This window comes from Massilia sp. CFBP9026 (assembly GCF_034045165.1).
Lineage (GTDB): Bacteria > Pseudomonadota > Gammaproteobacteria > Burkholderiales > Burkholderiaceae_D > Telluria > Telluria arenae.
The window spans coordinates 100,109-126,711 of record NZ_JAXCWH010000005.1 but is presented as its reverse complement, the minus strand read 5'-3'; the positions used below and the strand labels follow the sequence as shown (position 1 = coordinate 126,711).

Sequence of the window (26,603 nt, the reverse complement as noted above, 5' to 3'; positions counted from 1 at the left end):
CTATGCTGCCTTGAAAGCCAGCAGCGGTGCGCCATCGGCGACCTGGTCGCCGACCTCGTACAGCACTTCTTCCACCAGGCCGTCGCTCGGCGCGGAAATCGTGTGTTCCATCTTCATCGCTTCCATGATCACCAGCGGCTCGCCCTTTTTCACGTCCTTGCCGGACTGGGCCAGCACCGCGACCACCTTGCCCGGCATGGGCGCCGTCAGGCGACCGCCCGCCGCTTCAATCTCGCCGGCATGTGCCATCGGGTCATTGTACGTCAGGGTGTGATGGCGGCCACCGGTAAACACGTGGAATGCGTCGCCGTCGCGGCGCACACAGCCGTGCAGGGCGGTCTCGCCCAGGCGCAGGGCCAACTCGGCACCGTTCTGGGATACTAATTCGATGCGTTGGCGCTGCTTATCAAGGTCAATTTCCCACCCACTATTGCGGTAAGTCAGACCGATGCGATAGTCGCCGAACTCATCGGTGAAGGACAGGGTGCGGCGGTAGTCGCCATTCATGCGCCAGCCGCGTGCCTGGCTCCATGGGTCGGCGTCGTTGGCGGCGCCGTGCACGGTTTCGTGGTTGGTAAGGGCGAGCGCGGCCAGGGCCAGCGCACCGAGCGGGGCCGGGGCCGCGGGAGGGAAAAGTGAGGATTGATTGCGTTCGATCAAACCCGTATCGAGGTCGGCGCTCGAGAATGCCTCGCCTTCGACCAGGCGTTTCAGGAAAGCGATATTGGTAGCGAGGCCGACGATGCGGAACTCGCTCAGCGCCTGCGACATGCGCGCCAGTGCCTGCGTGCGGTCGGCGCCCCAGACGATCAGCTTGGCGATCATCGGATCGTAGAACGGCGAGATCGCATCGCCCTCGCGCACGCCGGAGTCGACGCGCACTGCTGCCGGGTTCACACTGTCTGCGCCAAGTTCGAACGCCACCGCCAGCGGCACGTCCATATGGCGCAAGGTGCCGATCGACGGCAAGAAGCCCTTTTCGGGATTCTCGGCATACACGCGCGCCTCGATCGCGTGGCCGTGGATGGCCAGCTCATGCTGTTTCTTCGGCAGCGGCTCGCCAAAGGCGACGCGCAGCTGCCATTCGACCAGGTCGGTCCCGGTGATCATCTCGGTCACCGGATGCTCGACCTGCAGGCGGGTGTTCATCTCCATGAAGTAGAACGAACCGTCCTGGTTGGCGATGAATTCCACCGTGCCGGCGCCGACGTAGCCGACGGCACGCGCGGCGTTCACCGCGGCTTCGCCCATCGCCGCGCGGCGATCCGCCGGCATGCCCGGGGCCGGCGCTTCTTCCAGCACTTTCTGGTGGCGGCGCTGCACCGAGCAGTCGCGCTCGTGCAGGTAGACGCAACCGCCCAGGCTGTCGGCGAAGACCTGGATCTCGATATGGCGCGGGCGGATCAGGTATTTCTCGACCAGCACCTTGTCGTCGCCGAAGCTGGAGATCGCCTCACGCTTGCAAGAGGCCAGCGCGGCCTCGAAATCCTCCGAACGCTCGACCACGCGCATGCCCTTGCCGCCGCCGCCGGCGCTGGCCTTGAGCAGCACCGGGTAACCGATGCGGTCGGCCTGCTGGCGCAAGAATGATGGATCCTGTTCGTCGCCGTGGTAGCCAGGGACCAGCGGCACGTTGGCGCTCTCCATCAGCTGCTTGGCGGCCGATTTCGATCCCATCGCGCGCATCGAGGAGGCCGGCGGGCCGATGAACACCAGGCCGGCGGCCTGCACCGCATCCGCGAACTCGGCGTTCTCGGACAGGAAGCCGTAGCCGGGGTGGATCGCCTGGGCGCCGGTGGCCTTGGCCACCTCGATGATCTTGCTGCCACGCAGATAGCTGTCCTTGGCGGCCGCGGGGCCGATCAGGACTGCCTCATCGCACACCGCGACGTGCTTGGCGCCGGCGTCGGCCTCGGAATACACGGCGACGGTACGAATACCCATGCGGCGCGCGGTAGCGGCGACACGGCAGGCGATTTCGCCACGGTTGGCGATGAGGATCTTGGTGAACATGCGCTTTATCTTTCGCTTATGGTTGTTCGGGGATTGGTGCGGCTGTGTCTCCCCAGCCGCTACGTCGTTCCCGCGTAGGCGGGAACCTAAGTCGTTTGCGTTGCCACTTTTGTCGAACGTATTGGCTGTACTAGCAAACTTGGGTTCCCGCCTTCGCGGGAACGACGTGGTGGTGTGCTAGCAGCCGCAAGCTTCCTTCTGCACCGACTCCAGCGTGGCGGCGCGCGTCTTGAGGCCCAGCTTTTCGAGCAGCACGCGGTCGTCGTCGGCTTCCGGATTGTCGGTGGTGAGCAGCTTGTCGCCGTAGAAGATCGAGTTGGCGCCGGCCATGAAGCACATCGCCTGCACCGCTTCGCCCAGCTCGCGGCGGCCCGCCGACAGGCGCACGCGCGCTTGCGGCATGGTGATGCGCGCGACCGCGATGGTGCGCACGAATTCGATCGGGTCCAGCTTTTCCATGCCGTGCAGCGGGGTGCCTGCCACCTGCACCAGGTGGTTGACCGGCACCGATTCCGGATACGGATTCAGGTTGGCCAGCTGGGCGATCAGGCCGGCGCGCTGCTCGCGCGTCTCGCCCATGCCGACGATGCCGCCGCAGCAGACCTTCAGGCCCGCTTCGCGCACGCGGCCCAGCGTGTCCAGGCGGTCCTGGTATTCGCGGGTCGAAATGACGTTGTTGTAGAAGTCAGGCGCGGTATCGATATTGTGGTTGTAGTAGTCCAGGCCCGCCTTCTTGAGCTGCTCGGCCTGGCCGGCCTCCAGCATGCCCAGCGTGGCGCAGGTTTCCATGCCCAGCGCCTTCACTTCGCGCACCATGGTCTCGACCTTTTCCATGTCGCGCTCTTTCGGGCTGCGCCAGGCCGCGCCCATGCAGAAGCGGGTCGCGCCGCTGGCTTTCGCCGCGCGCGCCGCATCCAGCACGGTGTCGATGTCGAGGATCTTCTTGGCTTCGACGCCGGTGTCGTAGCGCGCCGCCTGCGGGCAGTAGCCGCAGTCTTCCTCGCAGCCGCCGGTCTTGATCGACAGCAGGGTCGCCAGTTCGACGTCGCCGTCCGGGAAGTATTCGCGGTGCAGGGTCGAGGCGCGGTGCATCAGCTCAGGGAACGGCAGCTCGAACAGCGCCAGCACGTCGGCCAGCGGCCAGGTGGCGTTTTCCGCAGGCTTGATGGCGGCCGTCGGGCGGTGCAGGGCGATGGTATTCATATCGGACATAGTGGTTCCTTCAGGACTTGCCTCGCGTGGACGGCCATCCCGGCAGTCCAGCGAGATCGATGAATTCGGCCGCCGCGGCGGCCGTCGGTGTGTGCAGGCGTGGCACGCGGCCCAGCAGCGGCGCCGGGATGCGCTGTGCCAGCGCTTCGATGTTCTCTTGCTCGAAACTCATATCGGGGTCGGCCGTGTTGGCAACCCAGCCGGCCAGCACCAGGCCGCGCGCCACGATCGCTTCGACCGTGAGCAGGGCGTGGCTGATGCAGCCCAGGCGCATGCCGACCACCAGGATCACCGGCAGGTTCAGTTGTGCGGCCAGGTCGGCGCTGTCGAAGTTGTCGTTGAACGGCACCCGGAAGCCACCCACGCCCTCGACCACGACCGCGTCGGACGCGGCCTGGATCTCGGCGAAGGCGGCAATGATCGGCGCCGATTCGATGGTGACGTTTTCCAGCGCGGCGGCGATGTGCGGCGCCGCCGGTTCGCGCAGCATGTACGGCGTGGTGATCGACGAAGGCAGGTGCACGTTACCCGCTTTGAACAGCATGTCGGCGTCGTCGTTATGCAGTTCGCCATCGCGCAGTTCGGCGCCGGCCGCCACCGGCTTCATGCCGCAGGCGCGCACGCCGCTGGCAACGAGCTTGTGCAGGATGGCGCTCGAGACCAGGGTCTTGCCGATCTCGGTGTCGGTGCCGGTGACGAAGCAGGCGAAGCGCATCGGCGCACCGTCATTGGTGCGTGCCTCGAGCTCCGGCTCCAGCGTCGGTTCGTCGAGCTCGACCTCCGGCAGCACCGGCGGCGGTGCGGCGATCGGGTCGTCCGTCTCGTTCAGGTTTTTCATGAGGCCTTTTCCAGTCTGTTGAGCGCCTGCGCCAGTTGCGCGACGTCGTCGATGCCGTGGGCAGCCGACAGGGTCACGCGCAGGCGCGCCGTGCCCGGCGCCACGGTCGGCGGGCGGATCGCCGGCACCCACAGGCCCCGTTCATGCAGGGCGGCGGAGGCGCGCAGCGCGTCGTCGTTGCTGCCGATGATGACGGGCTGGATCGCGGTGTGCGACTCGACCAGTTTCCAACGTTGGAAATCCAGCGATTCGCGCAACTGCTTGACCAGCCCCGCCAGGTGGGCGCGTCGCTGCGCACCCTCGGCGCCGCCAATGATATCAAGGCTGGCGAGCAGGGCGTGCGCGAGTGCCGGCGGACAGGCCGTGGTGTAGATGTAGGGACGGGCGCGCTGCACCAGCAATTCGATCACGCTGGCGTGGGCCGCCACGAAGGCGCCGCCCACGCCGGCCGCCTTGCCGAGCGTTCCCATATACACCAGGTTGGGCGAGCAGAGGCCAAAGTGTTTGAGCGCGCCGCGGCCGTTCGCCCCCAGCACGCCGAAGCCATGGGCGTCGTCGACCACCAGCCAGGCGCCGTGGCGTTCACAGGCGGCCAGCAAGCCAGGCAGCGGGGCCAGGTTGCCGTCCATGGAAAAGACGCTGTCGGTGACGACGATTTTTGTACGGGCACTGCTGGCCTCGAGCTGCGCGGCGAGTGCCTCGACGTCGCCATGCGGATAGACCGTGACGCCGGCCTTCGCCAGGCGGGCGCCGTCGATCAGCGAGGCATGGTTCAGCTCCTCGGAAAAGATCATGGCGTCGGAATCCAGGCCCAGCGCGGTCAGGATCGCCAGGTTGGCCATATAGCCGGTGCACAGCGTGAGCGCGCGCGCCTGTTCCAGGTGCGGCGCCATCCACTCGGCCAGTCGCTCTTCCAGCACGTGATGCGCGCGGCCGTGGCCCGACACCAGGTGCGAGGCGCCGCTGCCGGCGCCATGCAGCGCCGCGCCCTCTTGCAGGGCCGCGATCACTTGCGGATGCGCGGCCAGGCCGAGATAGTCGTTGCTGCAGAAGGCCAGCAGTTCGCGTCCATCGACGATTTGCCGCGGCGCGCAGGCGCCGTCGGTCACGCGGCGCTTGCGCACCAGGCTGTGGGCGGCGAGCGCGTCGAGCTTGCGGTCGATGTCGGCGATCAGGTTCATGGCCGAATCACCGACTCGAAAGTCTTGAGCGTGCGCGCGGCCAGGCCGGCGACGTCCTCGTCGTCCAGCACGTAGGGCGGCATCAGGTAGACGGTGCGGCCGATCGGGCGCAGCAGCAGTTCGTTCTCGACCGCGGTGGAGAAGAAGCGGCGCGAGAAGGTCGTGGCGCGATCCTTGTCCGGTTCGATGGCGTCGAACGCGAAGATCATGCCGCGCTGGCGGAAGTGGCGCGCGCGTTCATGTTCTGCCAGCGGCGCCAGCGCGATGGTCATCTTCGTCGCCAGCTCGCGATTGCGGTTGAGCACATCGTCTTCCTCGAAGATGTCGAGCGTGGCCAGCGCGGCGCGGCAGGCCAGCGGATTGCCGGTGTACGAGTGCGAGTGCAGGAAGCCGCGTGTGATGTCTTCGCTGTAGAAGGCCTGGTAGATGTCGTCGCGCGTGAGTACCAGCGACAGCGGCAGGTAGCCGCCGCTGATGCCTTTCGACAGGCACATGAAGTCGGGCCAGATCGACGCCTGTTCGCAGGCGAAGAAGGTGCCGGTGCGGCCGCAGCCGACCGCGATCTCGTCGGCGATCAGGTGCACATGGTGCTGGTCGCACAGGTCGCGCAGCAATTTGAGGTAGAGCGGATCGTACATCGCCATGCCGGTCGCGCACTGCACCAGCGGTTCGACGATGATGGCCGCGATCTTGTCGCCGCGCTGTTCGAACAACTCCTTCACTTCCAGGATCGCGCGGCGCGCCACGTCCTGGGCGGTTTCGCCTTCCGCCGCATTGCGCGCATCCGGTGCGCTCACCACGTGCGAGGCGCGCAGCAGCGGGCCGTAGGCGTCCTTGAACAGCGGGACGTCGGTGACCGACAGCGCGCCGATGGTCTCGCCGTGGTAGCTGCCCTGCAGGCAGACGAATTCCTGCTTGGCCGACTTGCCGGCGTTGCGCCAGGCGTGGAAGCTCATCTTCATCGCGATCTCGACCGCGGAAGCGCCATCCGAGGCGAAGGTGGCGTGGCCCAGCGCATGGCCAGTCAGCTTCGACAGGCGTTCGGCCAGCTCGACGACCGGCGCATGCGTGAAGCCGGCCAGCATTGCGTGTTCGAGCTTGTCCAGCTGGTCTTTCAGCGCGGCGTTGATGCGCGGGTTCGCATGGCCGAACATATTGACCCACCACGAGCTGATGCCGTCCATATAGCGCTTGCCATCATAGTCATACAGCCACGGACCCTTGCCATGGCTGACCGCGATCAGCGGCACCTCCTCGTGGTGCTGCATTTGCGTGCAGGGATGCCATACGCTGCGCAGGCTGCGCGCGATCCACTCGGAGGAGGTCGATTGAGTCACTTCAGGTTTCCAATTTCTATGTTTGTAGCCATGTGGGCTTGCGTTTTTCAAGGAAGGAAGCCACGCCTTCCCGTCCTTCCAAGGAGGCGCGGATGGCGGCGATGCGGCCGGCGGTGTCCGCCAGCAGCGCATCGTCGACGGGTTTGCCGACGATGTCGCGCACCAGCGTCTTGGCTTGCCTCACGGCGTTCGGGCTGTTGTTGACCAGGGCCTTGACGATGCCGGCGACGGTCGCATCCAGCGCGTCGGCGGCCACCGCTTCATGCGCGAAACCGATGCGGCGCGCTTCCGCCGCGTCGAAACGCTCGGCGGTCAGGAAGTAGCGGCGCGCGGCCTGTTCGCCCATGGCCTTGATCACATAAGGCGAGATGGTAGCCGGAATCAGGCCGAGCTTCACTTCGGACAGGCAAAAACCGGCGGTGTCGACGGCGACGACGATGTCGCAAGCGGCCACCAGGCCCATGCCGCCGGCGTAGCAGTCGCCCTGCACCTTGGCCACGGTGGGCTTCGGACACAGGTAGATCGTACGCAGCATATCGGCCAGGCGCAGCGCGTCTTCCTGGTTTTCTTCATGCGAGTAGGCGGCCATCTTCTTCATCCAGTTCAGGTCCGCGCCGGCGCAGAAGGATAGGCCGTTCGCGGCCAGGACGATGGCGCGCACCGTGTCGCTGCGGCCCAGTTCATCGAAGGCCAGCGCCAGTTCGGCGATCGCGTGTTCGTTGAAGGCGTTGCGCAGCTCGGGGCGGTTCAGGGTGACGGTGGCGACCTTGTCGGCGATCGCGATGGTGAGGGTTTGATAGTCCATATTCATCTCTCCCTTACATGCGGAACACGCCGAACTTCGTGTCCTCGATCGGCTTGTTCATTGCTGCCGACAGTCCTAGGCCCAGCACCATGCGCGTGTCGCGCGGGTCGATCACGCCATCGTCCCACAGGCGCGCGCTGGCGTAATACGGGTGGCCCTGGTGCTCGTACTGGTCCTTGATCGGCTGCTTGAACGCGGCTTCTTCTTCAGGCGACCATTGGCCGCCCTTGCCTTCGATGCCGTCGCGCTTGACGGTGGCCAGCACCGACGCCGCTTGATCTCCTCCCATGACCGAGATGCGCGCGTTCGGCCACATCCACAGGAAGCGCGGCGAGAAGGCGCGGCCGCACATGCCGTAGTTGCCGGCGCCGAAGGAGCCGCCGATGATGACGGTGAACTTCGGCACCGAGGCGGTGGCGACGGCGGTGACCATCTTGGCGCCGTTGCGGGCGATGCCTTCGTTCTCGTACTTGCGGCCGACCATGAAGCCGGTGATGTTCTGCAGGAAGACGAGCGGGATCTTGCGCTGGCAGCACAGCTCGATGAAGTGGGCGCCTTTCAGGGCGGACTCGGAGAACAGGATGCCGTTGTTGGCGATGATGCCGACCTTCATGCCGTAGATGTGCGCGAAGCCGCACACCAGCGTGGTGCCATAGCGGGCCTTGAACTCGTCGAACTCGCTGTTATCCACCACGCGCGCGATCACTTCGCGCACATCGAACGGCTTGCGGGTATCGACCGGAATCACGCCATACAGCTCCTCGGGCGCATATTTCGGCTCGATGCTCTCGCGCAGCGCGCCCTGCACCGGTTTGACCCGGTTCAGGTTCGAGACAATGGTACGCGCCAGTGCCAGCGCGTGCGGATCGTTCTGGGCCAGGTGGTCGGCCACCCCCGACAGGCGGGTGTGGACGTCGCCGCCGCCCAGGTCTTCGGCGCTGACTACTTCGCCGGTCGCGGCTTTTACCAGCGGCGGGCCGCCGAGGAAGATCGTGCCCTGTTCCTTGACGATGATCGATTCGTCGCTCATCGCCGGCACGTAGGCGCCGCCGGCGGTGCACGAACCCATCACCACGGCGATCTGCGGAATGCCCTTGGCCGACAGGTTCGCCTGATTGTAGAAGATGCGGCCGAAGTGGTCGCGGTCGGGGAACACGTCGTCCTGGTTCGGCAGGTTGGCGCCGCCCGAGTCGACCAGGTAGATGCAGGGCAGGTTGTTCTGCTCCGCGATCTCCTGCGCGCGCAGGTGCTTTTTCACCGTCATCGGGTAATAGGTGCCGCCCTTGACGGTGGCATCGTTACAGACGATCACGCACTCCTGGCCCGATACGCGGCCGATGCCGGTGATGATGCCGGCGCTGGGCGCGGCGCCGTCATACATCTCGTAGGCGGCCAGCTGGGAGAATTCGAGGAAGGGCGTGCCCGGATCGAGCAGGTGTTCGACGCGTTCGCGCGGCAGCAGCTTGCCCCGCGCAATATGCTTGGCGCAGGCGGCGTCGCCACCGCCCTGGGCCAGTTGCGCAACGCGCGCGCGCAGGTCGTCCACCACCGCCTGCATCGCTGCGGCATTGGTCTTGAAGTCCTCGCCGCGCGGGTTCAGTTTGCTCTCGATCTGGGGCATGTGCCGTCCTCTTGTTCGTCCGCCTCTCCCGGCGGTCACTTCTTGTCAGGGAAACTGCCGTCCAGGTAGAACCAGCGAAGCGCGCCATCCGGGCCGGGCTCGCGCACGAAGCGGCTGACTTCGTGCAGGCGGTGCGCACGGCCGCCGACCTTGAAGCGGGCGACGAATTCGACGGTGTCACGGTTCGGGTCTTGCTCTGGATCGTCCGGTAATTCTGCTTTACGTTGACGTAAACGTAAAGCAGTTTTTATCTCGAGGCCGAGCCAGCGCATGGGCTCTGACTCGTCGATGATCGCTTCCTGCGGGCGGGTACTGGGATGCCAGGTGGCAACCAGATACGGCTCGTCCTTGAGCGTAAACGCGGTATACCGCGAGCGCATCAGGGTTTCGGCGGTCGGCGGCAGGGCCGCGCCGGCCAGGTAAGGGCCGCAGCATTGCTCGAACGCAGGGCCGCCGCAGGGGCAGGGAGAGGTGGGACGGGTGGACATGGCGGCAATTATCCGCGATTTCGCGCGGCTCCGAGGTTGGCGATCGCTAACAGGAATGCCGAATCGATCACCGCAGACACTAGATTGGCTTGCTGTTTATCGATAAGCGATATAAAATTGACTTGGGTAGTCGCCCCTATGTTCCTATCATGATTCGATCTTTTGCCTGCGTAGAGACCAAGGCGCTGTTTGAAGGACAGCGAGTTCCACGTTTTGTAAACTTCTTTGCCGTTGCTGAACGCAAACTGACTATGCTGAATGCTGCGACGGAGCTGCGTGATTTAAGATCTCCACCCGGCAATATGCTCGAAGCACTGAGTGGTGATCGTGTTGGACAACACAGTATAAGAATCAACAAGCAGTGGCGGATATGTTTTATCTGGACCGATGACGGCCCAACAAATGTAGAAATTGTTGACTACCATTGATAGTGCGAAGCAGCTCGCTGGAGGAACTATGTTTATCAACGGAATGCGTCCGATTCATCCCGGAGAAATTTTGCGCGAAGAGTATCTGGAGCCATTGGGCATGTCAGCTAACGCTCTCGCTGGCGCCTTGCGCTTGACCGCTGCGCGCGTCAACGAGATCGTACGCGAGAAGCGCGGGATTACGCCAGATACGGCACTGCGTCTCTCTCGCTATTTCGGAACGACTCCGGAGTTCTGGTTGAATCTTCAGATGACCTACGAATTGCGCAAAACGATCGAAACCGAGGGAAAGCTGATCATGGAGACAATCCAACCACTGGAGATGGAGCCCGCGTGATTGGCTGTTACCCGGACCAACAGTTCTAACTACGCAGCGTCAACCCATCCAACCCAAACGGCGGCGCCTTCCCCTGCACCAGGTCGGCAAGCACCGCCGCCGTCCCGCAGGCAAAGGTAAACCCCAGCGGCCCGTGCCCGACGTTCAGCCACAGATTGTCGTAGCGCGTGGCCCCGATGATCGGCGCGCTGCTCGGCGTCGCCGGCCGCAATCCCGCCCACACCGACACCTGCGAATAATCCGCCGCGCGCGGCATGGTCTCGCGCACCTGGCGCGTCAGGCCTTCGACCCGCTTCGGATCGTGGCGCAGGTCTTCGCCCACCATGTCGACCATCGCCGCCACCCGCAGCCGGTCGCCGATGCGCGCATACAGCACCTTGCGTTCGAAGTCGGTGACGCTGATCTCGGGCGCCACGTCGTCCTGGCGGATCGGGGCGGACAGGCTGTAGCCCTTGAGCGGATACAGCGGCAGGTGGATGCCGATCGATTCGGCCAGGTCGCGGCTCTGGATCCCGGCCGCCAGCACGTAGGCGTCGGCCGTGAGCAGGCCGCCGTCCGTCTCGACGCCCCGGATGCGCGCACGCTCGGCGTACAGTCCGGTCGCCTCGCCATGGACGAAGCCGCGAAAGCGCGGATGTTCGCGCAGGCGCTCGGCCAGGGCCAGGCAGAAGGCGTGGCAGTCGGCCACCGCCTCGCCGGCGTTGTAGATGCCGCCGGCCAGCAGGTGCTGGCTGGCCGCCAGCGCCGGTTCGCGCGCGCCGCATTCCTCGGGTGTCCAGACCTGGCCGGCGCCGGGTTTCGACGCGGCCGCCTCGAACACCTCGCGCGAGCGGTAGACCACCAGCTTGCCGGCGTCGCGCCAGTGGAAGGACTCGGGCGGCACCGCCAGTTCGAGTTGCTGCATCGCCCTGCGCGAGCATTCTCCCAGCTCGAGCAGCTTGGCCGTGGTGCGGCGGTTGACGTCGGCGCGGCAGTGGGCCAGGAAGCTGGCCAGCCAGCGGTACTGGCGCAGGTCGGCTTCCGGCCTGAAGCGCAGCGGGCCGTCGGCCTGGAACAGCCATTTGACGGCCTTGAGCGGTATGCCCTCGTCGGCCAGCGGCGAGACGTAGCGGTAGCTGAGCTGGCCGCCATTGCCGTAGCTGGCGCCGCTGCCGACTTCCGGCGCGCGCTCGAGCAGGGTGACGCCGTAGCCGGCTTCCACCAGCCACCAGGCCGATGCCAGGCCGACGACGCCGCCGCCGATCACGATGATGTGCTGCATGCCAGACTCGTTTGTTCAAATAGGGGAAAGGAGCTTAGAGGCTGTACGGACAGGCCGCCAATGAATCGTGGGGGCGAAGTCATAACCGGCATATATGTACGCATTTGCAGGGCCGTTCAGGCAGGTTGGCCGAGGATGGCGCGCCGGTGGACGCTGGCCAGCACGCGCTCCTCGTAGCGCGCCAGCGAGGAGTCGCGGCCCGGATCGGTCGCCGGATCGCGCGCGCTTCCGCCGGCCAGCACCACGATGCCGTTGCCACTGGCGCGGTCCATGGCGAAGATCGAACGCAGGCCATAGGCGTCGCCCAGGTGGCCCACCGCGTCCAGGCCGGGCGTCAGCCACATCCCGGGGCGGTCGGGATAATGGGCGTTGCCCAGGCCGCGCGGGCTGAGGATGCTGCCCAGCGGGTTGCCGTTGCCGCCGACGCCATCGTAGGCCCAGTGGCGCGCGAACATCCGCTCGATCGTCGCCGCCTGCAGCAGGCGCTTGCCGTCATGGACACCGCCCGCCATCAGCATGCGCATGATCACGCCAAGATCGCGCGCCGAGATGCGCAGGCCGCCGGTCGGGCTGAACGGCGTGGCGTTCGTGCCCGGCACGTAGCCGGCCAGCCCGGGCGGCGGCTGGATGCCGGGTGCGTCGACCTGCGCGACCCAGGGACCGTCGGCTTGCCACGCTTCGCTGTCCACCGCGCGCTTGCGATAGACGGTCGCCAACCGGTCCTGCGCCACCTTTGGCAGCTCGGACGGGTTGTAGCCGGCCTGCAGGCCGAGCGGTTGCAGCAGCAGGCGCGTCATCAGGCGGTCGAAGCGTTCGCCTGTCACGCGCTCCATGATCGTGCCGATCAGGCCGAAGCCCAGGTTGCAATAGGAGTAATAGGCGCCGTCAGGGCCGGCGTGGCGCGACCAGGCGGGCTGCACGTCCTTCAGCGTCGTCGTGGCCGGCCAGAAGTAGCCGCCGTCATCGCGCAGCGAAGAGGTATGCAGCAGCAGGTGGCGCAGGGTGATCGCCTGGCTGGCGAAATGCGGATTGCGCAAATTGAAACCGAGGTAGCCCGAGACGTCGGCATCGAGGTCGACCTTGCCGTCCTCCAGCAGCCGCATCAGGCCGAGCGTGGTGACCAGCTTCGAGATCGAGGCGATACGGTACAGGGTGTCTGGCGTGGCCGGACGGTCGGGCAGGGCGCCGTTGCCGATGGTGCGGCGCCCGAACGCGCCTTCGTACACCGGCCGGCCGGCGCGCAAGGCCACCACCGCCAGGCTGGCGAGGGGAAATGCAGGGTCGTCGACGATGGCGGCCAGCTCGGCGTCGAGCGAAGACGCCGCGCCGCCGGCGCCCACGGGCATCGCCGCGAACAGCGGTTCCATCGCGCCCAGCAAGACCATGCCGAGCAGGGATCGCCTGCCGTGATTCATTTCATTCCCTTTTATCGTGTTTGCCGGATCAGCATACGGAAACCCCGAAACGCTTGCCTAATGAATAGCCGTAGGGAACTCATAACTCTTTTGTATTGGTCCTAAGTGGTATGCTTCCACGGTATGAACACCCCCGGTCCCGGATTCCAGGTCAACCTGGACGACAACTCTCCCCTCTACATGCAGCTGGCGCGCAAGCTGGCGCAGGATGTGCGCGACGGCCGCTACCAGGCCGACCAGGCGCTGCCCTCCGAACGCATGCTGTCCGAGCAGCTCGACGTCTCGCGCGTCACCGCGCGCAAGGCGATCGACCAGCTGGTCGAGCAGGGCCTCGTGGTGCGCCGCCGCGGTTCGGGCAACTATATCGCCCCGCGCATCGAGCAGCCGCTGTCGAACCTGTCGAGTTTTTCGGAACAGCTGCAGCAGCGCGGCTATACCCCGCGCTCCGAGTGGCTGCGCCGCGAAGTGGTGTTGGCCGACGCCGACGAGCAGCTCTCGCTGGGCCTGTCGCCCGGCGCGCGGGTGGCGCGCCTGGAACGCCTGCGCCTGGCCGACGACGTGGTGATGGCCTACGAGATCAGCGTGATCCCGGCCACAGTGCTGCCGCGTCCCGATGGCGTGGCAGCTTCGCTCTACGCCCACCTGGGCAAGAGCGGCCACATGCCGGTGCGCGCGCTGCAGCACATCCGCGCCATGAACGCCGATGCCGAGCTGGCGGCGCGCCTGGACGTGCCGGAAGGCCGCGCAGTACTGTTCATCACGCGCATCGGCTACCTGGAATCGGGCGAACCGGTCGAGCTGACCCATTCCTACTGCCGCAGCGATCATTACGATTTCGTGGCTGAGCTGCGAAGGCCGGCTTAACTCGCCCGCATAACCTCGCGGCATGGCGGCGGACGTTCCTTTCATGGGATGGCTTGCCGAATTGGTATTACACTGGTTTCATCGAAAATCCATTCCGAGACACGGCGATGCTCAATACCGAAACCCCTTCACAGGCGCACGCCGCCCTCGACCAGTACCCGACCACCGAGCTGGTGAACGTCTTCGTCGACGACCAGTTCCAGGCTGTCGAGGCGGTGCGCAAGGCCGCGCCGCGCATTGCCGCCGCCGTCACGGCCGCGCTGCCGCGCATGGAGGCGGGTGGGCGCCTGATCTATGTCGGCGCCGGCACCTCGGGCCGCCTGGGGGTGCTCGACAGCGTCGAGCTGTACCCGACCTTCTCCTGGCCGCATGGGCGCGCGGTGGCGCTGCTGGCCGGCGGCAGCGACGCCATGTTCGTCGCGGTCGAAGGCGCGGAAGACGATTTCGCGCAGGGCGCCGCCGACCTGCAGGGCGTAAACGTGGGGCCGGACGACGTGGTGCTGGCGATCGCCGCATCGGGCGGCACGCCCTATGTGCTGGGCGCGATCCAGGCCGCGCGCGCGGTCGGCGCGCTGACGGTGGGCTTCGCCAACAACCCGGACGCGCCGGTCACGCAGGAAGCCGAAATCGGCGTCACGCTCGACACCGGCCCGGAAGTCGTCTCGGGCAGCACGCGCCTGAAGGCCGGCACCTCGCAAAAGATCGCGCTGAACACCTTTTCCAGCGCACTGATGGTGCGTTTGAACAAGGTCTACGGCAACCTGATGGTAGACTTGAAGGCTACCAATGCCAAACTGGTACGGCGCGCGATCCGCCTCACCAGCTTCGCCACCGGCGCCGACGAGGAAGCCGCGCGGGCGGTGCTGGAGCAATGCGGATTCCACGTCAAGACCGCCATCGTGGCCTTGTCCAAACAAACCAGTGTCGAGCAGGCGCAAGCGCTGCTGGAAGCGGCGCGCGGCAGCGTGCGCCAGGCGCTCGCGTAAGCGCGTTTCCGCAGCCCTGGCCTGAAGGCACAAGAAAGAGACATGCAGAAACCGCAAGCGAACCGCCCGTGGCTGTGGGTGCCATCCCTGTACTTCGCCCAGGCCATCCCCTATGTCGTGGTGATGAACCTGACCGTCATCATGTACAAGGACATGGGGATCTCGAATTCCGACATCGCCTTCTATACCAGCCTGCTGTACCTGCCGTGGGTGATCAAGCCGCTGTGGTCGCCCATCGTCGACATGTTCGGCACCAAGCGCCGCTGGACCGTGCTGCTGCAGATCGTGGTCGGCGCTTCGCTGATCGCGGTCGGCACCGTATTGCACACACCCGCCTTCTTCGCCGTCAGCCTGGCCGTCATGTGGATCATGGCGTTCAGCTCGGCCACCCACGACATCTCGGCCGACGGCTTCTATATGCTGGGCCTGCGCCAGCAGCAGCAAGCCGCCTTCGTCGGCGTGCGCAGCACCTTCTATCGCCTGGCGACCCTGGTCGGACAAGGCCCGCTGGTGGTGCTGGCCGGCTACCTGGCGGTCAGCCTGGGGGACGTCAGGCAAGCCTGGGCCATCGTGTTCTACGTGCTGGCCGGGATCTTCTTCGCCGCGTTTGCCTGGCACCAGTTCGTACTGCCGGTGCCCGAGGACGACCGTCCCGCCCCAACCACCAATAATCCGCTGCGCGACTTCTTCGGCACCTTCGCCGCCTTCTTCAAGAAGCGCGACATCTGGATGATCGTCGCTTTCATCCTCACCTTCCGCCTGGGCGAGGCCCAGTTGCTGAAACTCGTGGCGCCGTTCCTGAAGGACCCGGTCAGCGAAGGCGGCCTGGGGCTCACCACCGCCGAATACGGCATCGCCTACGGCACGGTCGGCATCATCGCGCTCACCCTGGGCGGCCTGGCCGGCGGCTGGCTGATCTCGCGCCTGGGGCTAAAGCGCTGCCTGTGGCTGATGGTGTTCGCGATCCACCTGCCGGACCTGGTGTTCGTCTACCTGTCGCAAACGCAGCCGACCGACCTGGTGACAGTGTCCGCCTTCCTGGCGCTCGAACAGTTTGGCTACGGCTTCGGCTTCACGGCCATGATGATGTACATGATCATGGTGGCCGACGGCCCGAACAAGACCGCGCATTACGCGATCTGCACCGGCCTGATGGCGCTGGGGATGATGGTGCCGGGCATGTGGAGCGGCGACCTGCAGGAATACCTGGGCTACAAGCACTTCTTCATCTGGACCTGCCTGGCGACGATCCCCGCATTCATCGTGGCGGCGCTGGTCAAGATCGATCCCGAATTCGGGAAAAAATAACGGGCCATGATCGACGCACCGGTGCGCCTGACATCGCTCGACGCCTTCCGCGGCTTCACCATCGCCGCGATGGTGCTCGTGAATAATCCAGGCGACTGGGGCCACCTGCATGCGCAGCTCGCGCATGCGGCCTGGCATGGCTGGACGTTCACCGACACGATCTTCCCATTCTTTCTGTTCATCGGCGGCGTCGCGATGGCGCTGTCGCTGGGCCGCCTGGCCGCCGCCGGCGCGGACAAGCCGCAGCTGCTGCTCAAGCTCGCCAGGCGTGCCGCGCTGATCTTCCTGATCGGCTTCCTGCTCAACCTGATCCCGCGCTTCGATTTCGACAGCGTGCGCATTCCCGGCGTGCTGCAGCGCATCGCCTTGTGCACCGTGCTGGCGGCGCCGCTGGTGGTCTACCTGGGCTGGCGTGGCCAGGCGCTTGCCATCTTCCTGCTGCTGGCGCTGTACAGCGTGCTGATGCTGCTGGCGCCCGTTCCCGGCATCGGCGCCGGCGTACTGGAACCGGGCCAGGACTTCGGCGCCTGGATCGACCGCGCGCTGATGGATGGCCACTTGTGGGCGCAAGCGAAGACCTGGGACCCGGAAGGGCTGGTGTCCACGCTCCCGGCCGTGTGCAGCCTGCTGTTCGGCGTGCTGGCCGGCCGGCTGCTGCTCTCGACACTTCCGCGGGTCGAGCAGGTGGTGTGGCTGATGCTGGCGGGCCTGGCCTGCCTGGCGCTGGGCTCCACGCTCGACGCGGTCCTCATGCCGATCAATAAAAGCCTGTGGACGCCGTCGTTCTGCCTGTTGATGAGCGGCTGGGCGCTGCTGGCCTTCGGCGCCAGCTACTGGCTGCTGGACGCGGCGCCGTCGAACGTCGTGCGTGAGTGCGCCGCGCGCTGGAGCACACCCTTCGTCATCTACGGCATGAACGCGCTATTCATCTTCGCGCTCTCGGGCCTCGTCGCCAAGATGCTCGGCTTTATCAAATTCACCCAGCCGGACGGCAGCCAACTCGCGCTCGGCCGACTGCTGTACGCGCCGTTTGCCGCGCTGCCGCTGGACCCACGCAACACCTCATTACTGTACGCCATCGCTTTCAACGCCTGCATGTTTGCCATTGCCTGGTGCATGTGGCGCAAGCGCTGGTTCGTCAAAGTCTGAACAGAAAAGGAGCCACTTTGCTTCCCAACATGAACAAACGCGCTTTCACGCTCGGCCTGGCCAGCGCCTTCGCCCTCGGCGGCCTGCTGGCCGGCTGCGGCACCAAGCCGCTCACCCACACCGGCCCGGTGGCCGAAACCAGCGGCGGCGACGATCCGCCCGCCGCCCCGCGCGAGTTGCGCGCCGCCTGGGTCTCGACCGTCGCCAATATCGACTGGCCCAGCAAGCCTGGCCTGTCGTCCGCTAAACAGCAGCAAGAAGCCATCGCCATCCTCGACCGCGCCAAGTCGCTGAACCTGAATGCGATCGTGCTGCAGGTGCGTCCTTCGGCCGATGCGATCTATCCGTCGAAGCTCGAGCCATGGACCGAGTACCTGAGCGGCGCGCAAGGCAAGGCGCCGATGCCGGCCTACGATCCCCTCAAATTCTGGATCGACCAGGCGCATGCGCGTGGCCTCGAGCTGCACGCCTGGTTCAACCCCTATCGCGCGCGCATGGACGCGGCGCGCTCGCAGTCGGCGCCGAACCACATCACCAACACCAATCCGGACATCGTCAAGCGCTACGGCAAGTTCATGTGGATGGACCCGGGCGAGCCGGCCGCCGTCAAGCAGACCATGGACGTGATCCTCGACGTCGTGCGGCGCTACGACATCGACGGCGTGCACATCGACGACTACTTCTATCCCTACCCGATCGAGGCCACGCCGGCCGTGGCCGGCAATGCCGCCGCGCTGGACGGCCGCGCGGCCAAGGCCGAACTGGACTTCCCCGACGATCCGGCCTGGCAGCGCTACCTGAAAAGCGGCGGCACCCTGGCGCGCGCCGACTGGCGCCGCGACAACGTCAACCGCCTGATCGAGGCCATGTACAAGGGCATCCATGCCGAAAAGAGCTGGGTGCGCTTCGGCATCAGCCCCTTCGGCCTGGGCCGCCCTGACCGCCGTCCGCCCGGCATCGTCGGCTTCTCGCAGTACGACAAGCTGTATGCCGACGCCGAACTGTGGCTGCAGGAAGGCTGGCTCGACTACTTCGTGCCGCAGCTGTACTGGCCGATCAAGCCGCCGGGCCAGGCCTATGACGTGCTGCTGGATTACTGGATCGGCCAGAACCCGCTGGGCCGCCATATCTGGCCGGGGCTGTTCACCAGCCGCATCGGCGCGCCGACCCGCGACTACGAGCCGGACGAAGTGCTGCAGCAGGTCAGCGTGACCCGTTCGCGTCCGCTGGCCACCGGCCACATCCACTTCAGCATGGTGGCCCTGATGCAGAACCGCAAGGGCATCAGCGACCAGCTGCGCGCGAGCCGCTACACCGGCCAGGCGCTGGTGCCGGCCACGCCGTGGCTGGGCAGCACGCGCCCCGGCACGCCCGCGATCAAGGCCGTCCGCGGCGCCCGCTCGGTCGACCTGAGCCTGACGGCAGGCAAGGGCAACGCCCTGTATGCGATCTGGGCCCGCCACGGCAATGAATGGCGCTTCGCCGTGGCGCCGGCGGCGCGCGCGACGTGGACTGTTTCCGATGACGAGCGCCTCGGCCCGGCCGAGATCGTGGTGGTGAGCGCGGTCGACCGTCTCGGCAACGAGGGCGAGCGCGTGCGTGTGTGGTCGAAACCATAATGCGGGTAGCATCACGGTATGCCGACTGATCAAGACAATCCGCGCGTAGCAGGCGCCGGCCTGGGCATCGACGCCGGCGGCACCCAGACCCGCTGGGCGCTGGCCGCGCCCGGCGGCGCGATCCTGGCCGAGGGCACGGTCGACGGCCTGTCTGCCCTGCAGATGGCCACGCCCCACGGCCGCGACGCCGTGCGCGCCACCTTCGAACGGTTGGCGGAGGCGGTGCTGCAGCATGCGCATCCGGTGCGGGTGCAGGCCGGCCTGACCGGCTTCGGCGGCGATGGCGAATTGCTGCAGGGCTGGCTCGCTGCCTTGCTGGGTGTAGCGCCGGGTGATGTCACCCTGTGCAACGACATCGAGATCGCCTACCGCGCCAGCTTCGCGCCGGGCGAAGGCTACCTGGTCTATGCCGGCACCGGTTCGATCGGGGCCTTCATCGACGAGCACGATGTGTTCCACCGCGCCGGTGGCCGCGGCGTGGTGCTGGACGATGGCGGCGGCGGCTTCTGGATCGCGCGCGAAGCGCTGCGCCATATCTGGCGCAATGAAGACGAACGTCCCGGCTGCTGGCAGGAGTCGCCGATGGCGCATGCCGTGTTCGAGCACATCGGCGGATCGGACTGGGCCCAGTCGCGCCAGTTCATCTACCAGAGCGAACGCGGGACGGTCGGCAAGCTGGCGCTGGCCGTCGCCGCCAGCGCGGAACACGATCCGGCGGCGCGCGCCATCCTGGTCGCGGCGGGCCATGAGCTGGCGCGCCTGGCATCGGCCCTGATCGCGCGCTTCGGTGCGCGCCCAGTGGCCCTGGCCGGGCGCGCCGCCGAACTGCATCCGCTGATCGCGGACACCATGCGCGCGGCGCTGCCCCCGACTACCGCCTTCACCCGCACCGGCTCACGCGCCCACCACGCGGCCGCGCGCCTGGCGCTGGTTTGAACAACAAGAAACCACCAAGGAGAACAATATGAAATCGATCGCCGCCTTGCTTGCCCTGACCGTACTGGCGGGCTGCTCCACCGTCCCGAGCTACGACACCACCTATAACGCCAAGGGCCAGTCGAGCCGGGCGCGCTTCCTGGTGCTGCATTACACGGTCGCCAACACGCCGAGCTCGATCAAGATCCTGACCGAGAAAGAAGTCAGCTCGCACTACCTGCTGACCGACGAGGCGACGCCCAAGATCTACCGCCTGGTCGACGAGAACCGCGCCGCCTGGCATGCCGGCAATTCGAGCTGGAAGAACTTCACCCAGCTGAACAACAGCTCGATCGGCATCGAGATCGTGAACGCCGGCTGGAAGGACACGCCGACCGGCCGCGTCTATGCGCCGTTCCCGCAATCACAGGTGGACGCCCTGATCCCGCTGGTGAAGGACATCGTCCAGCGCCACGGCATCGCGCCCGAGAACGTGCTGGGCCACAGCGACATCGCGCCGCTGAGGAAGCAGGATCCGGGTCCGCAATTCCCGTGGCAGCGCCTGGCGCAAGAAGGCCTGGTGCTGTGGCCGGACGCCGCCCGCGTGGCGGCCGTACGCCCGGCCTTCGACGCCTTGCTGCCCGACGTCGGCTGGTACCAGCGCAAGCTGGCCATGCACGGTTTCGGCATCGTGCAAAGCGGCGTGTACGACGAACCGACCCGCACCACGCTGGCGGCGTTCCAGATGAAGTATCGTCCGCTCGATATCGCGGGCAATCCGGACGCCGAGACGGCGGCGCTGCTCGAAGTGCTGACCACGCCGGCCGGCACCCCGCCGCCGCCGATGCCGGTGATTCCGGCGCAGCCGCAGCCATGGCAGGCCGTGCCCGGCCAGCCGCTTCCAACGCCAACGCCGGCGCCAGCGCCGGTACCGCCATCGGCGCCGGCCCCGACCGCCGAGCCTCTGCCGGGCGCGCTCGAGAACGTGCCGCCGACCGCACCGGTGCCTGCGCCTGTGCCTGCTACTCCGCCAGTGAACACGCCGTGACCATCGCCGTACAGCAATTTTCGCTGTATCCTTCGCCAATCCGCCCTGTGCGTATGCAGGGTGGATTTTCTACTGAAGGGTGAAGCAATGCGTCTGCGTCATATCGAGGTGTTCCACGCCATCATGCAAGTCGGCACCATCAGCGGCGCCGCCCAGGTGCTGCATATTTCCCAGCCGGCGGTGACCAAGGTGCTGCAGCATGCTGAGCTGCAGCTGGGCATGCCGCTGTTCGAGCGCGTGCGCGGCAAGCTGTATCCCAAGCCCGAGGCGCACCGCCTGTTCGCCGAAACCGAGAAACTGAACCGCGACCTGCAAGGCATCCGCCGCCTGGCCGCCAGCCTCAAGGGCCGCGCGGTCGAGACCGTGCGCCTGGTGTCGACCCCGACCATCGCGGTCAGTGTGCTGCCGGTCGGGATGACGGCCTGGCGCCGCGACTTCCCCGACACCCGTTGTGAACTCGCCACACATCACACGAGCGAGATCGTGAACGCGCTGCGCCTGGGCGAAGCCGACCTGGCGCTGTCGCTGCAGGATCCACGCCATCCCGGCATCGTGGCCGAGCCGATCGCCCACGGCCTGTTGACGGTGGTGGCGCCCGCCGGCACCTGGACCGAGGAAGAATGCAAGAAGCCGATCTCGGCCGAGGACCTGAGCGGCGAACTGATCGGTCTGGCCGACCGCGATCCGCTGGGCGAGATGGTCGTCGCCGCCTGCGAGGCGCAAGATGTGCAGCCGGTGTTCCGCACCGTCGTGCAGACTTACCAGATCGCGCGCTCGCTGGTGGAGGCCGGCGCCGGCACGGCGATTCTCGACCCGTTCACCGCCGCCTCGGCGGCGCCCAACAAGGTGCAGTGCCGCCAGTGGTCGCCGTCGATCCCGGTGCACCTGTACCTGCTCACCGCCAGCCATTCGCCCCTGTCGCATGGCGCGCGCGAGCTGGCCAACTGTATCGGCGCGACCGCACGCGCCTGTCTTGAAAACAAGTAAATGAACCTTACCCTCGCCAGCGAGGACATCGCCAGCAGCCCGGAATTCCGCCACCTGGACAGCATCGCCGGCATCGACGTCGACCTGCGCTACGCCACCGCCAACAACTTCGTCGGGCGCGATTTGTATTCGCCGTACGACTGCGCCTGGCTGCACGTCGAGGCGGCGACCGCGCTGGAACGCGCGGTGGCCTGGCTGGCAGTGCACGCGCCGGACCTGCGGCCGCTGGTGCTGGACGCCCTGCGTCCGCAGCGCGTGCAGCAGCAGTTGTGGGACGCGCTCGAGGGCACCGACCTGCGCCTGTATCTGGCCAACCCGGCGCGCGGCTCGATCCACTCCTACGGCATGGCGCTCGACATCACGCTGCTCGATGCCGATGGCGTCGAGCTGGACATGGGCACCGGTTTCGACGACATGACGGAGCTGTCGCATCCGGCGCTGGAAGAAGGCTTTCTATTGGCCGGCCAGCTCAGCGAGCATCAGCTGGCCAACCGCCGCCTGCTGCGCTCCGCGATGCTGCAGGCCGGCTTCCTGGGCATCAATACCGAGTGGTGGCATTTCGATTGCGGCGACCGCGAGCTGGTGCGCGCCACCTTCCGCCGGGTGCTGTAAGGCTTACACCGCAAGCTCGACCGACTCGACCCGGTTGCGGCCGTTGCGCTTGGCCGCATACAGCTGCTTGTCGGCCGCCACGATCAGGTCGGGCAGGGTGACGCGCAAGTCCTTGCTCGAAAAATCGAAGGTGGCCACGCCGAAGCTGGCGCTGGTCGGCACCGGTTCGCCGTCGACCGTGAAGGTGCTGGCGGCGAAGGCGTCGCGCAGGCGGTCGGCCAGGACGGCCGCTCCCGCCAGCCCGGTCACGGGCAGGATCAGCAGGAATTCCTCGCCGCCGTAACGCACCACCGCATCGACGCCCTGGCGCGTCATCCCCTGCAGCAGGGTGGCGAAATTCTGGATCACGTGGTCGCCCTGGTGGTGGCCGAAGGTGTCGTTGATGTGCTTGAAGTGATCGATATCGCACAGCACCACCGAGACCGCATGGCCGAAGCGCCGCGCCCGCGCCAGCTCGGCGCCCAGCAGGTGGTCGTTCAGGTAATGGCGGTTGTAGCAGCCGGTGAGCTGGTCGCGCTCAGCGAGCCGCTTGAGTTGCGTCTGCAGGCGGAATTCCTCGCGCGCCACCCGGTTGAAGCGCCGTGCCGCCAGGATGCCGAAGGTATTGATCATTGCCAGCAGCATCCCCATGGTGAGCAGGTCGGCTACGGGCCGGGGCGGCAGCAGGTAGTGCACCAGCGCCAGGAACACGATCACGCCGCCGCTCACGATCGCGGTGGCGTAGGCCAGCCGGTTGGGGATGTACAGGTAGATCACGACCTGGATCACCACCATCGACAGCGCATGCCAGTGCACCTCGTTCGGACGGGCCAGCGCGACCACCATGAAGCAGCCCAGCGACAGGATTTCGGCGCTCGACGCGGCCAGCCGCGTGCCTGCTACCGACAGCGGACGGCGATAGGCGAGCCAGGCGCCGGTGCCGCCAATGAGCGCCACGCCCAGCCGCGCAGGGAGGGTTTCACGCAGCGCGGCGTCCAGTCCCAGCGCCGCGATATCGGTCAGGAAGAACAGCTGGAAGAAGATGACGCAGAACAGCAGCGTGAAGCCGAGCAGCGAGCGCGTGCGCGATAACTGGCTATTGAGGAATTCGGTCTCGTCCGCGGTGCGCGCGAATTCTCCGGTCAGTGGATGGAATTTCATGAATGATCAGGACGGCCAAACTTGACGGTCGGCAACGCGTCCTGCGGAGGCGGAAACCGGTGGCGCGAGACACGCGCCAGCCCGCTATTGTGTCAGCTTTTGCTATCGAAAACTAACGAATTATAGTAATTCGACAGTAACCTTGTTTCGATAGCAATGTTTACCTGGGCATTCCCGGTTCAGGGCGTGGTGGAAAGCGGCGCACCCGAGCGCGCCACCCAGTCCACCAGCGTGTCGAGCACGGCGCGTCCGCGGCCGTTGCCGCTTTGCTCGCTATTGATCATCGCCACGAACACGCACGGGATGCCGTTCGCGTCCGGCACGTAGCCGGCCAGCGCCGTGACGTTGCGCAGGGAGCCAGTCTTGAGGCGCGCACGGCCGGCGGCGGGGCTGTCCTGCAGGCGGCGGCGCATGGTGCCGTCGACCGCGCCGATCGGGATGCTGGACTGGAATTCCGGCGCCCAGGGGCTGTGCAGCCCGGCCTGCAGCAGGCGGGCCATCTGTTGCGCGCTGATGCGTTCGATGCGCGACAGGCCCGAGCCGTTATCGATCACGAAGCCGGTGTCGTCGATCTGTTTCTCGCGCAGCCAGCCGCGCACGGCGGCGTCGGCGCGGGCGAAAGTCGATTCCTCGGCCAGCGGCAGCGCCAGGCTGCCCGCCACCGGGTCGGCCTGCAGGCTGCCCAGGCTCAGGAACAGGGTGCGCGCCAGTGCGTTGTCCGACGGCTTGTTGATGTCGCGGACCAGTTCCGGCAGCTGGCGCGATACATGGGCGGCAAGCACACGGGCGTCCAGCGGCGTCGTGCCGGTGATGGTGCGGCCGCTCAGCACGCCCCCCTGGTCGCTCCAAATCTCTCGCACCAGGCGGCCGACGTAGTCGTCGCGATCGAGCACATTGACGCCATAGCTGCGGTTGCAGTTCTTCGGGAAGGTGCCGCGCAAGACCACTTTGATCTGGCCATCGGCCTGGCGCCGCGCCTCGGGCAGCTGCCAGCCGGCCTCCCACCTGGCGCAGTCGGCGTCGACCAGGGTCATCTCGGACGTCACCGAGACCCGCTCCAGTTCCGGATGCATGCGCAGCTGCAGGCGCGCAGCGGTCGAGCGCATGTCGAGCTGCAGCATGTTCTTGTTGACCAGCAGGGCGTCGGGGATCACGTTGTAATACGCTTCCGGCGACTCGTCGAAGGGCGCCAGGCCGACGTCCGTGCGCGCCGGCTGGAACAGACCGCGGTCCAGCACCAGGTCGCCCTCGATGCGCTCGATGCCGTCATAGCGCAGCGCGCGCAGCATGTCGGCAATGTGCTCGCCCGACAGGTCGGCATCGGCGCCGCCCTTCAGGTAGAGGCTCCCGCGCAGCACGCCGTCCTCGACCTGGCCCGTGGTGCGCAGCTCGGTGCGACCGCGAAAGGCCGGCCCCAGGCGTTCCAGGCCGACCAGGGTCGTCACCAGCTTCATGGTCGATGCCGGCTGCATCGGCAGGCCGGCCCGGTGTTCCAGCACGGCGGCGTCGCCGCGCAGCACCAGCACCCCGATCTCGTCCTGCCCGATGCCGTTCTGCTGCAGCGCCTGGGCCACCGCTGGCGGCAGCTGGGCGTGGGCGAACGAGATGCTGGTGCAGAGGGCGAGCGCGAGGGCGGAGCGTTTGAGCATGCTGTTCCTTTTAACCGAAGAAGAGATAGGCGACGAAGATCGCGGCAATGATGCCGACCAGGTCGGCCAGCAGGCCGTAGCTGACCGCATAGCGGGTCTTGCGGATGCCGACCGAGCCGAAATACAGGGCGATGATGTAGAAGGTCGTGTCCGAGGCGCCCTGCAGGACGCTGGCCAGGCGGCCGACGAAGGAGTCGACGCCATAGGTGTTGATTGCATCGATCATCATGGCGCGCGCGCCGCTGCCCGACAGCGACTTCATGAGCGCGGTCGGCAACGCGCCGACGAAATCGGTCTGCACGCCGAGCGAGGCGAACACCCAGGCGAAGCCGTTCACGATCAGGCCCAGGATGCCGGAATTGCGCACCACGCTGATCGCGACGATCATGCCGACCAGGTAGGGGATGATCTTGATCGCGGTCTCGACGCCGCCCTTGGCGCCTTCGATGAAGGCCTCGAACACGTTCACCTTTTTCATCAGGGCCCCGGTCATGAAGGCGGCGATGACCGAGAACAGCACCAGGTTGGCGACCACGGTCGACACCAGCTGGATCTGCGATTTATCGAGGAAGTAGGTGAAGCTGAACACCATCGATGCGATCAGCGCGGCGGTGCCGCCGATCCAGGCAAAGACCACCGGATCGAACATATTGATGCGCTGGCGGATGCCCACCGCGATGATGCTGAAGATGGTGGCGGTATAGGTCGCGATCAGGGTCGGGATGAAGATGTCGGCCGGATTGGCCGCGCCCAGCACCGCGCGCTGGGCCATGACGGCCAGCGGGATGATGGTCAGGCCCGAGGTCTGGATCACCAGGAACATCAGCTGGGCATCGCTGGCCTCGTCCTTCTTCGGATTGATCGACTGCAGGCTCTCCATCGCCTTCAGGCCAAAGGGCGTGGCGGCGTTGTCCAGGCCCAGCATATTGGCCGAGAAGTTCATCACCATGTGGCCGTTGGCCGGATGGTCCCGTGGCACGCCGGGGAAGATGCGCGAGAAGAAGGGCGCGATCACGCGCGCGAACAGGTTGATGGCGCCGGCCTTTTCGCCGACGTTCATGATCCCGAGCCAGAAGGTCATCACGCCAGCGAGCGGCAGGGCGATGTCCATCACGGCCATCTTGGCCGAGTCGAAGGTGCCGTCGATGATGCGCTTGAAAATCTCTGTGTCGCCGAGGAACAGCCATTGGAACATCGCTGCGAGGAAGCCGACGAGGAAGAAGCCTGTCCAGATGTAATTGAGTGCCATGTAATGAGTCGCTGCTGGGTATCGCACGATTGTGCAGTGGACAGGGGCTGAGGGCAAGCCGCGTGGATGAAAGAATGCAGCCGCACCATGTTCAAAAGTTATGAGCGTTGCCTCGGGATGGGCGGCGGCCTATGATACGCA

At 66.4% G+C, this 26,603-nt stretch carries 24 protein-coding genes; 11 read left to right on the top strand and 13 right to left on the bottom strand.

Going from position 1 to position 26,603, the window contains the following annotated elements:
- The 8 genes from SOM28_RS13835 to SOM28_RS13800 all read right to left on the bottom strand — a co-directional run bounded on the left by SOM28_RS13835 (position 1) and on the right by SOM28_RS13800 (position 9,495).
- Positions 1-2,013, bottom strand: a complete 2,013-nt coding sequence (locus SOM28_RS13835) for an acetyl/propionyl/methylcrotonyl-CoA carboxylase subunit alpha (RefSeq protein WP_320468455.1) — start codon at positions 2,011-2,013, stop codon at positions 1-3.
- 177 nt (positions 2,014-2,190) lie between these two features.
- Positions 2,191-3,216 (bottom strand): biotin synthase BioB, encoded by a 1,026-nt coding sequence (gene bioB / locus SOM28_RS13830; protein ID WP_123069305.1) that lies wholly within the window; start codon positions 3,214-3,216, stop codon positions 2,191-2,193.
- Positions 3,217-3,235: 19 nt separating this feature from the next.
- Positions 3,236-4,063: a dethiobiotin synthase gene (gene bioD, locus SOM28_RS13825; RefSeq protein ID WP_414675176.1), complete on the bottom strand. Its 828-nt coding sequence runs from the start codon at positions 4,061-4,063 to the stop codon at positions 3,236-3,238.
- A complete protein-coding gene (gene bioF, locus SOM28_RS13820) occupies positions 4,060-5,244 on the bottom strand; it encodes an 8-amino-7-oxononanoate synthase (protein ID WP_123069301.1) in 1,185 nt (394 codons plus the stop codon). Before bioF ends, bioD begins: the two co-directional genes overlap by 4 nt.
- Positions 5,241-6,581: an adenosylmethionine--8-amino-7-oxononanoate transaminase gene (bioA, locus tag SOM28_RS13815; RefSeq protein ID WP_320468454.1), complete on the bottom strand. Its 1,341-nt coding sequence runs from the start codon at positions 6,579-6,581 to the stop codon at positions 5,241-5,243. The genes bioF and bioA overlap by 4 nt, the downstream gene beginning before the upstream one ends.
- A gap of 16 nt (positions 6,582-6,597) precedes the next feature.
- Positions 6,598-7,386, bottom strand: a complete 789-nt coding sequence (locus SOM28_RS13810; RefSeq protein ID WP_320468453.1) for an enoyl-CoA hydratase/isomerase family protein — start codon at positions 7,384-7,386, stop codon at positions 6,598-6,600.
- Between the two features lie 13 nt (positions 7,387-7,399).
- Positions 7,400-9,007, bottom strand: coding sequence for a carboxyl transferase domain-containing protein (locus SOM28_RS13805; RefSeq protein ID WP_320468452.1), 1,608 nt, complete (start codon positions 9,005-9,007; stop codon positions 7,400-7,402).
- Between the two features lie 35 nt (positions 9,008-9,042).
- Positions 9,043-9,495 (bottom strand): YchJ family protein, encoded by a 453-nt coding sequence (locus SOM28_RS13800; protein ID WP_123069297.1) that lies wholly within the window; start codon positions 9,493-9,495, stop codon positions 9,043-9,045.
- A 149-nt stretch (positions 9,496-9,644) separates the two neighbouring features.
- Between SOM28_RS13800 and SOM28_RS13795 the strand changes: the two genes are divergently transcribed.
- Together SOM28_RS13795 and SOM28_RS13790 are read left to right on the top strand one after the other, a co-directional pair.
- On the top strand, positions 9,645-9,923 hold the full coding sequence (locus SOM28_RS13795; RefSeq protein ID WP_320468640.1) for a type II toxin-antitoxin system RelE/ParE family toxin: 279 nt from the start codon (positions 9,645-9,647) through the stop codon (positions 9,921-9,923).
- 28 nt (positions 9,924-9,951) lie between these two features.
- On the top strand, positions 9,952-10,260 hold the full coding sequence (locus tag SOM28_RS13790; protein ID WP_183407396.1) for a HigA family addiction module antitoxin: 309 nt from the start codon (positions 9,952-9,954) through the stop codon (positions 10,258-10,260).
- A gap of 25 nt (positions 10,261-10,285) precedes the next feature.
- On the opposite strand, the gene SOM28_RS13785 is transcribed toward SOM28_RS13790, so the two are convergent.
- Positions 10,286-11,521, bottom strand: coding sequence for a D-amino acid dehydrogenase (locus tag SOM28_RS13785; RefSeq protein ID WP_320468451.1), 1,236 nt, complete (start codon positions 11,519-11,521; stop codon positions 10,286-10,288).
- 116 nt (positions 11,522-11,637) lie between these two features.
- Positions 11,638-12,936 carry a serine hydrolase domain-containing protein gene (locus tag SOM28_RS13780; protein WP_320468450.1) on the bottom strand — a complete coding sequence of 433 codons (1,299 nt, stop codon included), beginning with the start codon at positions 12,934-12,936 and terminating at the stop codon, positions 11,638-11,640.
- Positions 12,937-13,059: 123 nt separating this feature from the next.
- Here SOM28_RS13780 and SOM28_RS13775 point away from each other — a divergent pair, with 123 nt between their 5' ends.
- The 9 genes from SOM28_RS13775 to SOM28_RS13735 all read left to right on the top strand — a co-directional run bounded on the left by SOM28_RS13775 (position 13,060) and on the right by SOM28_RS13735 (position 22,424).
- Positions 13,060-13,800 carry a GntR family transcriptional regulator gene (locus tag SOM28_RS13775; RefSeq protein WP_123069294.1) on the top strand — a complete coding sequence of 247 codons (741 nt, stop codon included), beginning with the start codon at positions 13,060-13,062 and terminating at the stop codon, positions 13,798-13,800.
- A 107-nt stretch (positions 13,801-13,907) separates the two neighbouring features.
- Positions 13,908-14,786 (top strand): N-acetylmuramic acid 6-phosphate etherase, encoded by an 879-nt coding sequence (murQ, locus tag SOM28_RS13770; RefSeq protein WP_320468449.1) that lies wholly within the window; start codon positions 13,908-13,910, stop codon positions 14,784-14,786.
- Positions 14,787-14,828: 42 nt separating this feature from the next.
- Positions 14,829-16,094: an MFS transporter gene (locus SOM28_RS13765; protein ID WP_320468448.1), complete on the top strand. Its 1,266-nt coding sequence runs from the start codon at positions 14,829-14,831 to the stop codon at positions 16,092-16,094.
- Positions 16,095-16,100: 6 nt separating this feature from the next.
- The gene (locus SOM28_RS13760; protein WP_320468447.1) at positions 16,101-17,243 is read left to right on the top strand and encodes an acyltransferase family protein; all 1,143 of its coding nucleotides are present in this window, start codon (positions 16,101-16,103) and stop codon (positions 17,241-17,243) included.
- A 29-nt stretch (positions 17,244-17,272) separates the two neighbouring features.
- Positions 17,273-18,862 carry a glycoside hydrolase family 10-like protein gene (locus SOM28_RS13755; RefSeq protein ID WP_320468446.1) on the top strand — a complete coding sequence of 530 codons (1,590 nt, stop codon included), beginning with the start codon at positions 17,273-17,275 and terminating at the stop codon, positions 18,860-18,862.
- A gap of 18 nt (positions 18,863-18,880) precedes the next feature.
- The gene (locus tag SOM28_RS13750) at positions 18,881-19,798 is read left to right on the top strand and encodes an N-acetylglucosamine kinase (RefSeq protein WP_320468445.1); all 918 of its coding nucleotides are present in this window, start codon (positions 18,881-18,883) and stop codon (positions 19,796-19,798) included.
- A gap of 28 nt (positions 19,799-19,826) precedes the next feature.
- Positions 19,827-20,825 (top strand): N-acetylmuramoyl-L-alanine amidase, encoded by a 999-nt coding sequence (locus tag SOM28_RS13745; RefSeq protein WP_320468444.1) that lies wholly within the window; start codon positions 19,827-19,829, stop codon positions 20,823-20,825.
- Between the two features lie 87 nt (positions 20,826-20,912).
- Complete coding sequence (locus tag SOM28_RS13740; RefSeq protein WP_123069287.1) at positions 20,913-21,812, top strand: LysR family transcriptional regulator; 900 nt, start codon at positions 20,913-20,915, stop codon at positions 21,810-21,812.
- On the top strand, positions 21,813-22,424 hold the full coding sequence (locus SOM28_RS13735) for a M15 family metallopeptidase (RefSeq protein WP_123069286.1): 612 nt from the start codon (positions 21,813-21,815) through the stop codon (positions 22,422-22,424).
- A gap of 3 nt (positions 22,425-22,427) precedes the next feature.
- Here SOM28_RS13735 and SOM28_RS13730 read toward each other — a convergent pair whose 3' ends face one another.
- The 3 genes from SOM28_RS13730 to SOM28_RS13720 form a co-directional block, all read right to left on the bottom strand.
- Positions 22,428-23,564, bottom strand: a complete 1,137-nt coding sequence (locus SOM28_RS13730) for a GGDEF domain-containing protein (RefSeq protein ID WP_123069285.1) — start codon at positions 23,562-23,564, stop codon at positions 22,428-22,430.
- A 179-nt stretch (positions 23,565-23,743) separates the two neighbouring features.
- Entirely contained in the window at positions 23,744-25,213 is a 1,470-nt protein-coding gene (dacB, locus tag SOM28_RS13725) for a D-alanyl-D-alanine carboxypeptidase/D-alanyl-D-alanine endopeptidase (protein WP_320468443.1), read from the bottom strand.
- 10 nt (positions 25,214-25,223) lie between these two features.
- Entirely contained in the window at positions 25,224-26,462 is a 1,239-nt protein-coding gene (locus SOM28_RS13720) for a nucleoside recognition domain-containing protein (protein WP_320468442.1), read from the bottom strand.
- Positions 26,463-26,603: the final 141 nt, after the last annotated feature.